We start from the raw sequence: 15,812 nt of genomic DNA on the forward strand, positions 1-15,812 counted from the left end.
TTGGGAAAAATAAAGGAGAACCAGTGGAAAGATGTCTTAATCTTAGGCATTATAGGTAATTTTGTTTACTAACCAAGTAAGGAGGGTCACGATTTTGTCAATAACTTAATTTTTGCGTACCCGGTACCAGAAAATTAAGTTATTGGCTCGCCGGTAATTTGAGGGGAAGGAATACCCGGTTCTGCCGTCTAATGTTAATACATACATCTGGCGGGAGGAATAACTTTGAAATTTTGCACTCTCTCATCCTGCAGCTATGCCAACAGCGTAGTTGTACAAGGCCGCGATACCTGCGTCCTGATTGACTGCGGCCTCAGAAACAGGGACATTAAGCCTTTCCTGGACACTGCAGGCCTGTCCCCGGGTGATATAGACGCCGTATTGGTGACCCACTGCCATACAGACCATATATATGGCCTTAAATATTTTCTCAAGCTGAGAGACGTGCCCGTATACTCCACCGCGGGGGTTTTAAAACAGGTGAACGAGCGCTGTGTTTTTAATAAATCTCCCGGGTTCCGCGTGCTTGACCCGTACAGTGAAGTTAAAATTAACAGCCTGTCTTTAACCCCTTTCCCGCTCTCACACGATGTTGTAACAGTGGGCTTTACAATTGCCGCTGGCGGTGAGCGGATGGGTTTCATCACTGATACGGGCTACGTCCCTGACAGGTACCGCCAGGCGTTCAGTTCACTGGATTACCTCTACATAGAATCTAACCACGACGTGGAAATGTACAAGTCGTCATCCAAACCATATCACGTGATCAAGCGCAACCTCGGTCCCACCGGCCACCTTTCCAATGATCAGTGCGGGCAGGTGCTTCAATCGCTGGACCTCGGCAGGTGCAGGCTGGTCGTTCTAGGGCACCTGAGCGAAGAGGACAACGAGCCCGGCAGGGCTCTGCAAAACGCCCGCCGCCGCCTGGCGCCAGACATATCCCTGGCTAGCGCGCCGCCGCGGACTCCCGGTCAGTGGTCAGATAAACATCTCAAAATACAGACTACTAAGAACTTCGTTTAACTTCATTTATTGTGAAATATTTTAAATATTTATAGGCAGCTCCTATTAATCCAATCGTAAACACATATTTCACTTTAATGTTTTATGGGTGGTAGGATAAAAACAGGATATTTTTTCAAATGGAACCTCCTCTTGTAGGATAAACTACAACAGGAGGTTTATCTATATACTATCTGTTTTTTGAGGTTTACTTCACCCTTGCCAGGCTCTTCACTTATAGCCATCTTTTGATTGCTTCTTTTATAAAAATAAAACTTTATAATAAGGTAGTATCGGTATTGTTACATAAAAAAAGTTTCGTCAATATATTTTACACAAATGCCATTTTTCTATATTAGTTTAGCTTTAATGGCATAAGGAGGCTTATTATGCTCACTATACAGGTTTGCGTTGGGAGCTCTTGTTTTTTACGCGGTTCAAAAAAAATTATTGCTGAAATAGAAAAATTAATAGCAGAGTTCCAACTGGATGACAAAATTTTGCTAAAGGGTTGTTTTTGCCATGAAAAGTGCACCGGCGGAGTAACTGTCATGGTCGGAGAAAAACTCTTTACTGGAGTTGCTCCGAAAGACGTTGAGGAAATGTTTGAACAAGAAATCTTACCGGCTATAAAGGGGGATACTGAATGCCTCTGATTAAAACAAATGACGCCAAATGCCGTGACTGTTACAAGTGTGTCCGCTCATGCCCGCTGAAAGCGATTTGTATCAACTCCGGCCCCAATAATATCCAGGCTCACCACGCCAGGGTATTAGAGGAAAGCTGCGTGCAGTGCGGCCATTGCACTGTGATCTGCCCGCAAAAGGCAAAGGTAGTTAAAAACGACCTTGAGGATATAAAAAACCTTCTGTCAAATAAATCCATAACGGTTGTGGCCAGCGTAGCACCTTCTTTTCCTGTCCATATGCCGCTGCCCCAGCCTCTCGCACTGCCCGGATTGCTGAAGAGGTTGGGTTTCTCCCAAGTCGGGCTGACCGCGGTTGGGGCTGAGCTGATCTCTGTTGAACACCAGCGGATTAATGCGCCGGAATCGGAGATTTCAAGCGCCTGCCCCGCTGTGGTCAACCTTATAGAACAGCATTACACTCACCTGCTCCCTAACTTATCTCCTTTAGTATCACCTGTAATCGCTCACGGGAGGCTGTTGAAAAAGCAATATCCCGGCTGCGTGGTTGTATTTATCGGGCCCTGCATTGCTAAAAAAGGTGAGATCGTATCTGACAAAGTGAAGGGTGCGGTCGACTATGCCCTGGGTTTCAAGGAATTATGGGACTGGATTAAAGCGGAGGCAATTGATTTAAATAAAATTGAAAATGTGGAATTTGACGGTTATATACCGGGAAAAGCAAACCTGTTTCCGGCCAAGGGAGGCCAACTGCTGGCAAGTTCTCTCAGCACCGATATCATGGACAGCGGTGTGCAGACAGTAACCGGGCTGCAGAACTGTATTGACCTGCTGAAAAATTTCTGCAACCTCAATAAAGACCAAATGCCCAAGTTTGTAGAGATGCTGGCCTGCAGGGGCGGGTGTCTTGGCGGCCCTTGCGGGATTACGGAAAATGATATCTACTCAAAAAGGCAAAGACTGCTTGATTTTTATTCCCGCAACACATTGAAAACGGCTGAAAAAACCGGCGCCGGAACAACGCCGTCACTGCCAGCCACGGATTTGATCCGCGAATTTGAGAGCAGAAAAGTTATACTGCCAGTTCCGGATGAGGAGCAAATTAAGAGTATCCTGATGCAGAGCGGCAAGTATGTCCCCCAGGACGAGTTAAACTGCGGGTCTTGTGGTTTCGGCTCCTGCAGAGAAAAGGCCGTGGCTGTCTTCAGAGGACATGCTGAACCACAAATGTGTATTCCCTATATGAGAAAGCGGGCTGAATCGATATCGAACCTGGTGCTTAATGCGATGCCCAATGCTGTTATCATAGCCGATGAAGACCTGGTTATAACAGAAATCAATCCGGCAGCGGTAAAAATGTTTGACTGCCAGGGTAAGCAAATCATTGGCCAACGGCTTGACCGGTTAATTGATCCGACAGAGTTCCAGGTCGTCTTAAAAGAAAAGAGAGCCGTGGTGGCTGATTTCCGCAGCCTGGAAAACGGTGTTATCACACGCCAGATTATTTTCCCGCTGGAAAATATGGCAGTAGGCATATTTGCCGACATTACCAAAGAAGTAACACAGCAAGGCGAACTTTTACATGTGAAAACCCAGACTATTGAGCGAGCCCAGGAAGTTATTAAAAAACAAATGACTGTCGCCCAGGAAATAGCGGGCCTGCTGGGGGAAACCACCGCGGAGACCAAGATACTTCTAAACCAGTTAATTAAACTGATGGAAGACTAGTGGAAGGATAAGGCTGTAATGAAATTTCAACTGGATATAGCATGTTCACAGCTGAATAAAAACGGGGAAGAACTCTGCGGGGATTCGATCGAAATTATCCGAGCCGCTGACTCCTCAATTATTGTATTGGCTGACGGCCTGGGCAGCGGGGTAAAGGCCAACATACTGTCCCGGATTACTGCAAAAACAGCCGCTACAATGTTGAAAATGGGCGGCCATATAGATGACGTTATTGAAACCATGATCGAAACCCTGCCTGTCTGCCGGTTGAGGAATATCGCTTACAGCACCTTTTCTATTCTGCAGATATTTGACGACGGCCACGCCTACCTGGTTGAGTTCGACAACCCTCCCGCTTACTGGGGTTATGACGAATCACTGTTGTACCTTAAAAGAGCGGAACGCCAGGTTGGTGATAAGGTAATAAAAGAATCTCATTTTGAAATAGGTGTGGGCCACTGGCTGGTTATGATGAGCGACGGTATCCTTCACGCCGGGTTGGGCGGAATCTGGAATCTCGGCTGGGGCGAGGAACATGTGGGCAACTATGTCAGGACCCTGGCCGGGGGCGGGTATACTACCAACTTATGGGCAGAAAAAATAACCGACACGTGTAATAAATTTTACTGCGGAAAACTGGGTGACGACGCCAGCGTTGTTGTGGTCAAGCTCAGGAAATTAAGAAAACTGACTGCCCTTATCGGCCCTCCCCGCAATCCTGAAGACGATGTGCTGGCCGTAAACAGTTTAAACAGCGCGGAAGGGGTTAAGGTTATTTGCGGCGGTACCACCAGCCAGCTGGCGGGCCGCATACTGAAAAGGGAAATCCAGGTGAACCTGGATGATATGGTATCTGAAGTCGTTCCTCCCACCGGCCAGATCGTCGGGATCGACCTGGTTACAGAGGGCGCGATAACACTCTACCATACCCTGCAGCACCTTAAAGAAGATCCTAAAAAACTGGAAAACATTAAAGACGGCTCAGGCCGTTTAGCCAAAGCGCTGCTGATGGCTGATGAAATTCATTTTATCGTGGGCCTTGCCATAAACCCGGTTGTCCACAACCCGGATTTTCCCGTGCCCTTTGCCCTTAAACACCAGACTGTAAGAGATATAGCGGATACACTTGGTCGAATGGGCAAGAAGGTTACAGTAGAACACTATTAGTTATTCACAGGAGATTTGCCTTGCCTATTTATCCTGGTCATTGTCTCCGCTACTGCAGCTTTCTATCGTAAAATGTTACCAGACAGTGGAAAGGGGACACACCTCAATTTCTGCAACCTTTTATCGTTTAGTGCTACCAGACAGAGGAATGGGGACACATCTCTATATTAAGCATTCCTCTCAGGACGAGATATGTCCCCAACTATGGCCGCGCATTCTCCCGCCACAAAGCCGGAAGACCAGGCCCACTGGAGGTTGTAGCCCCCGCAGTCACCGTCGATATCAATTACCTCGCCTGCGAAATACAGTTTTGGCATAATTTTTGATTCCATAGTATCGCCGTTGATCTCTCTCACGTCCACGCCTCCCGCGGTAACCTGCGCCGCCGGCCACGAGGTGGTCCCTTTAATTTGAAAGCGCCAGTCCTGCAGGATACGCAAGATTTTCCCGCGCTCAGCGGAGCTGACCTGCCCGGCCGGTTTCCTGATGTCCGCAATCCCGGCTTCCTTTAATATTACAGGGACCAGCCTTTTATTGATGTAACCCACGAAACTGAACACCAGTTCTTTTTCAGGGCTGTCGTTGAAACGTTTAATCAGGTAGCGCTCCAGCTCACCCCGGCCGCATGTGTTGATCAGCACCAGCTTCAGCCAGGCTGTTTCACCTTTTTGCAGGCACTCTCCAGCTTTGCGGCTCAAGGCCAGCACCGGGGGCCCTGACGCGCCGTATTCGGTAAACAATATTTCCCCTGAAGCTTTTTCAACGGTCTTGTTGTTTACAATTATCTCAGCATCACCGTCAAACTTGACTCCCTGGATCTGTTTAAAGAACGCTGCTGCCAGCTTGAGCTGGACCAGAGCCGGAAACGGTTCCACAATACTGTGGCCGAGGCTTCTGGCAAGAGCATAACCGCTCCCGTTTGATCCAAGGTTGGGTGCGGCTTTGCCGCCGGTGGCCAGTATAACCCGGTCAGCCTTAAACTGATCCCCGTTCTGATACTCGATTGAAAACCCACCGTCCTCATCTCTTATATTGATTACCGCGGCCTCACATAAGACCTTTACTCCCGCTTTATCAAGCTCGTACCTTAAAACGTCCAGTACGCTCGAAGCCTGGTTGGAAACAGGAAAAACCTTCCCCCCCTCTTCTACCTTATGGGCGACGCCAAGCCGCTCGAAAAAATCAATGGTTTTTTCAACATCGAATTTTACCAGGGCGCCGCGGGCAAAGTCGGTGTTTTGCCCATGGTAGTTGGCCGTGCTTAAATAAATATTGGTCAGGTTGCACCTGCCGTTCCCGGTAGCAAGAATTTTTTTGCCAATCCTCGCGTTTTTCTCCAGAATAGTGACATCAGCGCCTTTATATGCGGCGGCTATAGCAGCTGTAATGCCCGCGGCGCCGCCGCCGATTACCGCTATCCTGAGTTTGGACCTTTCCTGCATCACACAAAACTCCTTGCTCTTGCATAACGTGCTTTAAATGCCCGCAATAAATTTATTCTAAAGGGCTGTACTTGGACGCGATGGCTTCAGCCGCCCTGATACCGTCAACCGCTGATGATACAATACCCCCCGCGTAACCCGCGCCTTCCCCCGCCGGGTAGAGGCCGCTTACTCCAGCTTCAAGGTCATCTTTTCTGATAATCCTTACGGGAGAAGAAGACCGCGTTTCCACACCGGTCATAACAGCGTCCGGCATGGCAAAACCCCGCAGCTTTTTATCCATCTCAGGAATGGCTTCCTTCAATGTATCTATTACGAATGGGGGCAGGCACCCTTCAAGTTTAGCCGGTGTAACTTCTTTTTTATATGACGGGGCCACACTCCCAAACCCGGTTGAGGCCCTGCCAGCCAGGAAATCGCCCACGAGCTGGGCGGGAGCATTGTAATTGCCCCCTCCCTGCGCAAAAGCCAGCCGCTCCCATCTCCTCTGGAACTCCACTCCCGCCAGCGGGTGACTGCTGCCGAAATCACCCGGCGCCACACCCACCAGCAGGGCGCTGTTGGCGTTTGGCAAGCTGCGGGCATACAGGCTCATCCCGTTGGTGACAACACAGCCCACTTCCGAAGAAGCCGGCACCACTTCTCCGCCGGGGCACATGCAGAAAGTGTAAGCGGACCTGCCGTTCGAAGCGTGATAAGCCAGCTTGTAATCTGCCGGCCCCAGTTTTTTATGGCCGGCGAACCTTTTATACTGGGCCTGATCAATCAGCTTTTGCTGATGTTCTATCCTGACCCCGATGGAGAAAGGTTTTGGCGCCATGGTCACGTTTCTCTTGTAAAGCATCTCAAATGTATCCCTGGCGCTGTGGCCGGGAGCCAGTAAAACTATATCCGCGGGCAGCTTTTCATCACCGTTTACTTCAATGCCTTCCACCCTGTCCGCATCAATAATAATATCGGTAACCTTGCTGTTAAATCTAAACTCTCCTCCGAGGTTTTCTATTTTTTTGCGGAGGTTCTTTACTACCGCCCTGAGTTTGTCGGTACCGACATGTGGTTTATTCAGATACAATATTTCCTCCGGCGCTCCGGCCCGGACCATTTCCTCCAGGACCTTCCTGCACCTGACGTCCCTGATCAAAGTAGTAAGCTTGCCGTCGGAGAATGTTCCGGCGCCGCCTTCACCGAACTGGATATTGCACTCGGTATCGAGCTCACCGTATTTCATAAAATTTTGCACAGCTTTTACGCGTGTGTCGACATCCGCGCCCCTTTCCAGCAGCAGCGGCCGGTAGCCCATCTCGGCCAGGATGATCCCGGCAAAAAGCCCCGCCGGGCCGCTGCCTACTATTACAGGCCTGAATTGCATCTTTGCGCAGCCGCGACGGACATAAACATAATCCATGCCCGGCGCTGTACTCACGCCTCTGCCTTTAGATCTTTTTAATATTGATTCCTCATCTTTTAATCCGACATCAACAGTGTAATTGAAGAAAATCATGTCGTCTCTATGCCTGGCGTCAACTGACTGTTTAAAAATTTTAAAATCAAAAATATCTTTCTGTTTTATCCCCAGTTTTTTTGCCAGTACAATTACCAGTTTCTCATTATCATCTTCGATAGATAATTTTAGGCCTGTAACCCTGAGCATTTAAATTCACCTTATGTTTTATTATTAATTTAAAATAAAAAAGACTTATTAAAAATTATTCTATTAATCTTAAATTAACATACCATAAAAAAGATAATTTTTAATGATATTTTGATAATTATTTAGGATGATAAGAAATTATTGTTTGAGTAAAAAAAAAATTAAAGAGAACAATAACATTATGAATCTCAAAAAAATAATTGCAGGGTTTATCATAAGCCTTTCGATTATTGGGACAATGACGCCTTTGCCTTCTGAGGGATCAGAGTCAATATATATTAAAACACATTACATTTCTACAGCCAGGGGCCTCAGCATCACCAGGGAAGAATTTGTTCTGCTGGCAAAATTAATCAACGCGGAAGCGAGGGGGGAAACTTTAGTAGGTCAGGTCGCGGTTGGCGCTGTGGTGTTGAACCGCCTCAGAGATCCCCGGTTTCCAAAAACATTGGTTAAAGTGATTTATGATCAGGGCCAGTTTTCCCCGGTTTCGGACGGCTCAATCGATCTACCCCCGGGGGAAAAATCGTTGTTGGCGGCGGAACTGGCCTTGAGTGGTTTAGATCCGACAAACGGGTGCCTTTTCTTTTATAACCCCGCCAAAGCAAAAAGCGATTGGATTGACAGAATACCCACGGTTGTTGTAATCGGCAGCCACGTCTTTGGTTAAAGGCGTGGCTGATTTTTTATGTTATTTATTTGACTGCAAGTAACCATTTTTTTTATTGCCTCATATTATGAGGTAGGATTAACACTAATTCTCAAAGCTCTAAATACCAGCATGATCATTTATAACTTTGGCGGTTACGCGAAACTGCTAAAAATACTAATTTGGGAGGTTATATTATGGATACCAAGGCTGAAGGGGCAGCAACACCGGGTTTCGGCAACTGGGCTTTTATTCTCTTTCTGATCCTGATTCTTCTTGTCTTTGGATTCGGCTTGTTCTTCATCTAAGAATGTAGTGCTATAATGTGGGAGGTTAAGAAATATGGATGATGTAAGAGTTGAAAAAGTCGGCGTGGGCGCCAACTGGGCTTTTATTCTCTTTTTGATCCTAATCCTTCTTGTCTTTGGATTCGGCCTGTTTTTCATTTAATTAACAAGTAAATGAAAAAAGAAGATTTAAAAAACAGGTGGCCAGATTTGGCCATCTGTTTTTTATTGTTATTTTTGGACAGGATATGCTAGACTACTAATAAAATTAGTTCGAATGAATTAGTTTATCTTTAACAGAGGAGAACTTTATATTGGCTACCCCAAAAACAAAACAGGCAAGAGAGCGGCTTTTATCCATCCTGAGGGGACAGGAACCCCTGCCTCTTGATGTAATATACCCTGAATGCGACTGCGATTATGATTCTGTGGCCGGAGCTCTTTCTTCACTAATAGAAAAAGAAGAAATTAGAATAGGCCGTTTAAAAACCAGGGCCGGCTGGCTCATTGCCAACAGGTCCGTCCAACCTTTAAACGGCGCAGCCACCTGGCACTCCAGCCGGGGAGAAATGCGCGTCGCCCTCCCGAAGGTTCTGAAAGCGTTGAGAAAAAAATACGGTCAGGCAAAAAGTCCTGGCTGCGGCAGCGATATCTGTGACGAAAAGCTAAAAATCATCACCGGCCTGCTCAGTGACGGCAAGGCCCGTACACGTGATGAAATTATCGCCGCAACCGGTTTGGAAGATATAAGGCACCAGGTCTGGCGGAGTTTGAGCCAGCTGCCTGACGGAAGTTATACTGTCCCCGACAGTAAGGGCGCGTGGGAAAGCCTTTGGTGTTATATCGGTGAGAAACCGCGCCGCCACGCCGACCTGCTGCGCCTTTACAAAGGCCACAGAGAGATTACAGCAAGGCTGACATCCGGAATCGACCAGGAACCTTTTATCAGGCTGCCCAGGGGCCTCATTACCACCTCGGCGTCGGAAGAAGGCAGGAAAGAGTCCGCTAAACGAGAGAGGTTAAATGCCTGCCGGGACACCATGGATTCTATGCCCCATCCATTTTTTATCCCGGCACAACTCGGGCTGGGTAATGATGAATTTGCTTATCTTTCAGACAGTTTAGCGCTTAGAGCGGAGTTTGAAGGAAAAGAATATTACTGCCTGCGCCGGGAGTTCCCCGGTGAAGTCCTGGTTGAACAGCTCGGGGATATCGCCGGCCGCTATTTTGCCCCGCCGCACACGGTCAGCGCCCCTGTCTTTCTGAAAGAACACTCCCTGGGAGAAAATGAAGCGGCCGGTGCGCTTGGTCTGGACCGGGACGCTCTGTCAGCTCTGGCTGATGCCGGAGAGCTGGACTGCTTTACATTAGATGAACGAAAACGGTTCTGGCGTTCCGATATAGAAGATTTAAAAAGAGACAGGGACAAGCTTCGCAATATTGCCAGAGAGCATGAGAAGCTGAGGAAATCTGAAGCCGCAGCCGTGCTGGGTATAACTCCGGGCCAGGTGGACCGGCTGGTCGAAGAAGGGAGGCTTGCCCCCGTCCCATACCAGAATAATAACCGCCACGGCAAATTAAACCTGTTCAGGCGCAGCGACCTGGAAAAACTGCGTGAATCCATTTCTGTAATTATTTCCGGATGGGGTGCTGATAAAGGGACTGCCCGCGACCAGGACCATGATTTTGGCGAAGTAAGCCGGGCTAAAAAAAGCCCTCCGCGCAGAAAGGAAATATCGCCGCCCCCGCCTGACAAGCTGACCCTGGACGATTTTCAGATCGAGGCTTCTGAAGCCCTGCGCGAGGGACTCTCCGTGCTTGTCTCAGCTCCCACCGGCAACGGTAAAACCCTCGTGGCGGAAATGCTGGCCAAAGATGTGATGTCACAGGGGATGGGGATGGTCTACACTTCACCATTAAAAGCTCTATCCAACCAAAAATACAGGGATTTCAAGGAATTGTTCGGAGATGATGCAGTAGGTCTGGTCACCGGGGACATCAGCATAAACCCCGGAGCCCCGATGCTGATTATGACCACGGAAATATTCAGGAACTGGTGCCTTAGCGAGCCCGAACAGCTGGAAAAAACTTCTTACGTGGTCTTTGATGAGATACACTACCTGGACGACGCTGAACGTGGCACCACTTGGGAGGAAAGCATCTTATTCGCTCCTCCCCATGTTAGAATTTTGGGACTTTCCGCGACAGTGCCCAACGTTGACGAAATGGCCGACTGGATCAGTTCCGTCCGCGGCGGCAACGTTGTTGTGATACTGGAGAAGAGGAGGATCGTGCCCCTGGCGGTCCGCTGGCTGCTGCCCGGCGGCCGGATAGTCTCGGAAAGAGAAGCCCGCGGGGAGATAGTGGACCTGGTTGAAGATTTCAAGACCTCGCGCGGCAGGAGGCACTGGAATGACACCGAAAAAGTGGAGCTGCCGGAATTGTCCTGCAGCGAAATAACCGGTTTGATCCAGGATAAACTCCCCGCCCTCTTTTTTGTCTTCAGCCGCGGCCGGACCGAAATCCTGGCACACGAATTGGGACATGACTGGGATTTCCTCAACTACAAAGAAAAAAGAATAGTAGGAAAACAGATCAGGGATGCCGAGGCTGAACACCCCGGCACTTTCAGCGGACCGGGCTGGCGGAAACTGCGGCGCCTGCTGTACCAGGGCATCGGCTACCACCATGCCGGGCTTTTGCCCCCGGTGAAATACCTGGTCGAGAAACTCTATTCCAACCGGATGCTGTGGGTGGTTTTCTGTACTGAGACCTTTGCCGCCGGTGTGAATTTTCCGGCTGCCAGCGCCGTTTTCGACTCCACCAGAAAATGGGACGGACACGACTTCCGTATCCTCCAAAACAGAGAGTTTTTCCAGATCGCCGGGCGGGCCGGGCGGCGCGGCTTTGACCAGGTCGGCCATGTATTTATCCGTATTGACAGCCGGTTTCCTGAACAAACAGGTTTTTTTCAAGAGAAGGAAGTAGAGCCGGTTACCGGCAGGCTGACCATCTCTCCCAATACGGTACTGAGCCTGCTGCGTTATAAAACTGACGATGAAATTAAACACTTCTTAAACGGAAATTTCAAAATGCACCAGCTCAAAAAGAGAAAGGACAGCCTTGAACTGGAGATAAAAATAGTATCGGAAAGGGTCTCAGAGCTGTCTGTCTGCCCAGACAGCCAGACTCTGGCCTGCCCCCTGGAGCGGGTTAAAGCCCGCAGGCAGCTGAAACGGTTCCGCTGGAAAGGCAGAAACAAAGAAAAGGACCTTCTTCAGAAAAAACTGTCTTCTTTCGCGCCAAAGAAATGCCGTGATACGGAAAAGTGCCGCGTCACGTCCGAGAACCTGAAACAATCACAGAATTATTTGCAACTGCTCAAACAGGAATACAAGGTGGTATCAGAAAACGCCAAATCAATTTTTATTGAGTATAAAGAAGTGCGCAGCCTTCTGGAGGAACTCGGCTATATGAAAGAACGCGAGTTTTACCCGCGCGGCCTGTTCGCGCTGGAACTGCACGTGCAGGAAATACTCGTGACGGAACTGGTTTTTTCAGGATTAATCGAAGAAGCTGAACCGGCTGAAGTTGCCGCAGTCATGGCGGGTGTGGAATATATCCCGGGCAAGAACACCCACGTAGCCAGGCTGGACCTGCCCGCGCTGCATGAAACCTCTTTAATCAGGAGGGACCTGCTGAGGATGGGTGTGCCCGAGAGGTTCTGCATCTGGTCCGGCGTGCCCGGCTCACTGGCCTACGCCTGGTATAACGGCGCCAGTTTTAATGAGCTTCTTGAAATGTCCTCACTGCAGCCGGGTGATATATTTTCGGTCTTCAGAAGGGAGATAGACCTTCTCCGACAGATAGAGCGCGCGGCGGCGGGCAACCCCGCTCTTATTGAAAGAGTGCGGGCTGTAAGGAGCCGCCTGGACCGTGACGAGGTAGCCCTGAGCTTCTAACATCGGGGACATTCCTCAGCCCGTTGTAGGGCGGGTTTTAACCCGCCATTCCAATCGGGGACATTAATTGGGCCGTGGGTTGTGGGTCATGAGTCGTGGGATTCTGCCATTCCTCTCCGGTCTTTTGAACCCTTAAGACGTGCTTTCATTCTCACGTCTCACGTCTCATTTCTCACGTCTCAAACGGTGTGTCCCCATTCCGCATCGGGGACATTCCTCGGCGTCAAAGCCCGGCCCCAAACAGAGGTGTGTCCCCATTCCGCTGTCATAGTATGTTTTGTTACGATACGAGTCTGCTGACATATTAAAAACAGAAGTGAAAAAGACATGAAAAATTCAATCTGGGTCTACCGCCTTTTTGATGTAGCAGAGGAAATAAACCTGGAGCAGGTTGAGAAGATCCTGGCCCACGGGCATCAGGCCGCGAGGATGCGCCTTTCGCGGATCAGGCCGAAATCGATACAATTCAAGAACCCGCCGGTGGCAGTGGAGCTCGGTGAATGCCAGGTGGCGATCGGCCGCCATGATCTTAACGCGTCCTTTACCGGCAAAATATACGACCTCGGTGTCATAGGGATAATTATGCGCGTCCCTGTCAGAGAAGGAGCGACCTACGAGGAAGTAAGAGACCTGGCGGTTGATCTCTATAATGACGATAAGATAGAGTCCGTTTTTGTCGGCATGCTTGACACAATGCGCAAAACCCTCGCGGGCGCCCTGGTCAAGGAAGCCTTTAACGGCTTTATCGAAGACTTTACTGTCTACTACTTCCAGGACTGGGATCAGAGCTGGGATCCAGCCCCCCTTCTCCTTGCCGAAAGCGAGCCCCTCAGTGAACAGGTGCGCCGCGAGACCCTGCGCAACTCCTTTTCCTACGGCAAAGACGACCTTACTATTATAACCTGGGACTCAGCCATTGTTTACGACTCCACCGGAAGCAACGATATACCCGACCTGCTTGAATTCGCCAACTCCCAGCTCTTGGAACTGCGTTATTACGACAATCTCCTGACCGGCGAAATGGGGAAAATGTATGACGCCATTGAGGAGGCGGAAAATACTTCCAGCATCAGGCGCCTGGGCCGCTACAGGCGGATCATGAACCAGCTGATGGAGCTGATCGCGGATATAACAGAAATCACGGAGCGGATCGACAATTCCCTTAAGGTAACCGAGGACGTGTTTTACGCCCGCATTTATGGGACAGCTTTATCCATCTTCCGCACCAAGGCCTGGGAGGAGAGCATTAACAGAAAGATCTCCATAATAAACCAGAGCTACACCATGCTGAGCAACCGCATCATCAACCAGCGATCAGAGCTACTCGAGCTGACAATTATCATTCTAATAATGCTGGAAGTGGTCCTTGGCCTCCTGGGGGTAATGAAGTAATCTATTTGTCGCCGTTTTTATTTGTCAATTCGGTTTCATAAGACTTGCGAAAATTAGGTATCAGGAACGGCACTTTCCGCCTGTATTCTCTATAAGGATCTCCGAACCTGATCTCCAATTCGCGTTCCTCAAAGTATTTTAAAAAGAAAACATGTGCGGGGATAATAACTATAAGCGACCATAATATAAAAAACGTCGAGCCTCCTAATATACTCAGTCCTATGCAAATTAAATAAACACCGAGAGACATCGGATTTCTGGTGTGTTTATATATATCCTTCGCAGCCAATTTATTCGTAAGCTCAAAAGCGGGCAACCCTCCCCCGCGATCCAGCAGAACAGCGATGGAAATAACAAAAAAACCAAACCCTATCAGCATCACCAAAGCGCCCGTTACTTGTGAAATCATTGGAAACGGCAGGGATGGCATACTCAGCAACTCATCATACTCAGTCAGCATGGTAAATCCAGTTCCTATGGGAATTACCCAGGCAATAATTATAAAGAAATGCATTATTCTGGAGGTTATTTCAGCGGCATTCTTTGAAGGATGACGCTTGAGCCAGATGCCAAGAACAAATGAACTGACTACAAGGATCGCACATCCAGCCACCTGCAGGTAGATTAAAATCATCTCCGACTGAACCCCCCTTTATGTTATTTATAATTCCTTTTTTATGTTCTGATAGTTGAGTAAATAAGTTAAGAGCCTGACCCCAAAAAAGAATGACCCCTTATAAGAAAAGGAACGCCCATCATTTATGTCGTTCCTTTTTTGACATTATCTTTTTTTTCATGGTTATCTACAAACCCGCTAAAGGTTCGGAGGATTTTCCGTGAACTTCATATTCGTAGCCATCAGACGCAGCTTCACTGTAATACTAGTACTATGATAATTTTATGTCAATATTATTTAAATTACCTGTCCGGTAAAAGCTCCGCGGGTTACACTGCATTTCCCGCCGAAAAACTGGCTGTATCGTTCGCAGGCGTGTCTGTTGGGATTTATTACGATGATCTCCCTGTCCTTATCATCAATGTTTAAAGCCCTTTTTATTGTAGCAATAATCGAAGTGTCGGCGGGAGCCAGCGAGTAGCCTATAATTACCAGGCGGTCGGAATAGCTGATGGCCCCTTCCGCGCTGTCCCAGATATTCTGCAGCCTGCTTATACCATAAGATTTATACAGTGTAGGCGCGATAATAACGGCCTGGGAGTTCTCACCCCTGCAGTTTAAGCAGGAAATGATGTTGTTTGCTTTAAACAGGAAGTGCGCCACTTTTTCCTCGTGCTCTGAAATTTCCCCGCAGAGCGGGCATAAGGACCAGTTGAGAGAGCCATGCAGCTTGTAGAGGGGTACCTTTTCCTTCGATGCAAAATGATCGCCGGGTTTGCCGTAAAAACCGTATTCCAGCCCGTAGCCCGCGGCCCGGATCGCTCTATCCAGGACAATATCATAATTCATCGATATAAACGCCGGCAGTTCACCTTCTTTTTCTATCACACCCGAAACAAAGGAATGGTGTATCCCCTGGTGCGCCGGCAGTGACCTGTCCAGGGTCATGCTGATCAGCTTTACCAGCGCTGTCTTTAAATCATGCAGCCTTGGCCTGGAAAATCGCCTCGAGAAAGCCTGGTTGTGCAGCAAATACCAGTCCACGATATTAAATATTTCATCAATGCCCGGGTACCTGTCCAGGTCCTCGCCGGAACATATTTTAGTGCTGTAACCGTAAAAATGTTCCAGGTACTCCCATACAATCTCCAGGTCCGGGTCATAGTTCTCTTCTTTAAAATAGCGGTAAGCCACACGCAGGAAGTTGCGCACAACAGGCGCGCCTTCCGCGGCGGATGCCCCCGCGCCAAATATATAAACTGTTTTCATT

General features: G+C 48.7%; 11 protein-coding genes. 7 read left to right on the forward strand and 4 right to left on the reverse strand.

The genetic code is table 11. The features are described from left to right. The first annotated feature begins 225 nt into the window (after positions 1 to 225). The 4 genes from ACOBQJ_RS06775 to ACOBQJ_RS06790 all read left to right on the forward strand — a co-directional run bounded on the left by ACOBQJ_RS06775 (position 226) and on the right by ACOBQJ_RS06790 (position 4,543). Positions 226 to 1,023 carry an MBL fold metallo-hydrolase gene (locus ACOBQJ_RS06775; protein ID WP_421070981.1) on the forward strand — a complete coding sequence of 266 codons (798 nt, stop codon included), beginning with the start codon at positions 226 to 228 and terminating at the stop codon, positions 1,021 to 1,023. Positions 1,024 to 1,391: 368 nt separating this feature from the next. After that, positions 1,392 to 1,658, forward strand: a complete 267-nt coding sequence (locus ACOBQJ_RS06780) for a (2Fe-2S) ferredoxin domain-containing protein (protein WP_421070982.1) — start codon at positions 1,392 to 1,394, stop codon at positions 1,656 to 1,658. Beyond that, positions 1,649 to 3,376, forward strand: a complete 1,728-nt coding sequence (locus ACOBQJ_RS06785; RefSeq protein WP_421070983.1) for a [Fe-Fe] hydrogenase large subunit C-terminal domain-containing protein — start codon at positions 1,649 to 1,651, stop codon at positions 3,374 to 3,376. Before ACOBQJ_RS06780 ends, ACOBQJ_RS06785 begins: the two co-directional genes overlap by 10 nt. Positions 3,377 to 3,394: 18 nt before the next feature. After that, on the forward strand, positions 3,395 to 4,543 hold the full coding sequence (locus ACOBQJ_RS06790) for a SpoIIE family protein phosphatase (protein ID WP_421070984.1): 1,149 nt from the start codon (positions 3,395 to 3,397) through the stop codon (positions 4,541 to 4,543). 167 nt (positions 4,544 to 4,710) lie between these two features. Here ACOBQJ_RS06790 and ACOBQJ_RS06795 read toward each other — a convergent pair whose 3' ends face one another. Beyond that, positions 4,711 to 5,985, reverse strand: a complete 1,275-nt coding sequence (locus ACOBQJ_RS06795) for an NAD(P)/FAD-dependent oxidoreductase (RefSeq protein WP_421071173.1) — start codon at positions 5,983 to 5,985, stop codon at positions 4,711 to 4,713. 52 nt (positions 5,986 to 6,037) lie between these two features. Further along, positions 6,038 to 7,636 carry an NAD(P)/FAD-dependent oxidoreductase gene (locus ACOBQJ_RS06800; RefSeq protein WP_421070985.1) on the reverse strand — a complete coding sequence of 533 codons (1,599 nt, stop codon included), beginning with the start codon at positions 7,634 to 7,636 and terminating at the stop codon, positions 6,038 to 6,040. 181 nt (positions 7,637 to 7,817) lie between these two features. On the opposite strand from ACOBQJ_RS06800, the gene ACOBQJ_RS06805 reads away from it, so the two are divergent. The 3 genes from ACOBQJ_RS06805 (at position 7,818) to ACOBQJ_RS06815 (ending at position 13,926) form a co-directional block, all read left to right on the forward strand. Beyond that, positions 7,818 to 8,306, forward strand: coding sequence for a cell wall hydrolase (locus tag ACOBQJ_RS06805; protein WP_421070986.1), 489 nt, complete (start codon positions 7,818 to 7,820; stop codon positions 8,304 to 8,306). Between the two features lie 580 nt (positions 8,307 to 8,886). Continuing rightward, the gene (locus tag ACOBQJ_RS06810; protein ID WP_421070987.1) at positions 8,887 to 12,534 is read left to right on the forward strand and encodes a DEAD/DEAH box helicase; all 3,648 of its coding nucleotides are present in this window, start codon (positions 8,887 to 8,889) and stop codon (positions 12,532 to 12,534) included. 327 nt (positions 12,535 to 12,861) lie between these two features. After that, entirely contained in the window at positions 12,862 to 13,926 is a 1,065-nt protein-coding gene (locus ACOBQJ_RS06815) for a hypothetical protein (protein WP_421070988.1), read from the forward strand. A gap of 1 nt (position 13,927) precedes the next feature. Here the strand turns inward: ACOBQJ_RS06815 and ACOBQJ_RS06820 are convergent, their stop codons facing one another. Both ACOBQJ_RS06820 and ACOBQJ_RS06825 read right to left on the reverse strand, forming a co-directional pair. Then, positions 13,928 to 14,560: a methyltransferase family protein gene (locus ACOBQJ_RS06820; protein ID WP_421070989.1), complete on the reverse strand. Its 633-nt coding sequence runs from the start codon at positions 14,558 to 14,560 to the stop codon at positions 13,928 to 13,930. A 279-nt stretch (positions 14,561 to 14,839) separates the two neighbouring features. Then, positions 14,840 to 15,811 carry an SIR2 family protein gene (locus ACOBQJ_RS06825; RefSeq protein ID WP_421070990.1) on the reverse strand — a complete coding sequence of 324 codons (972 nt, stop codon included), beginning with the start codon at positions 15,809 to 15,811 and terminating at the stop codon, positions 14,840 to 14,842. Position 15,812: the final 1 nt, after the last annotated feature.

Origin of the sequence: Pelotomaculum propionicicum, assembly GCF_048984525.1 — a bacterium.
Taxonomy (GTDB): Bacteria; Bacillota; Desulfotomaculia; order Desulfotomaculales; family Pelotomaculaceae; genus Syntrophopropionicum; species Syntrophopropionicum propionicicum_A.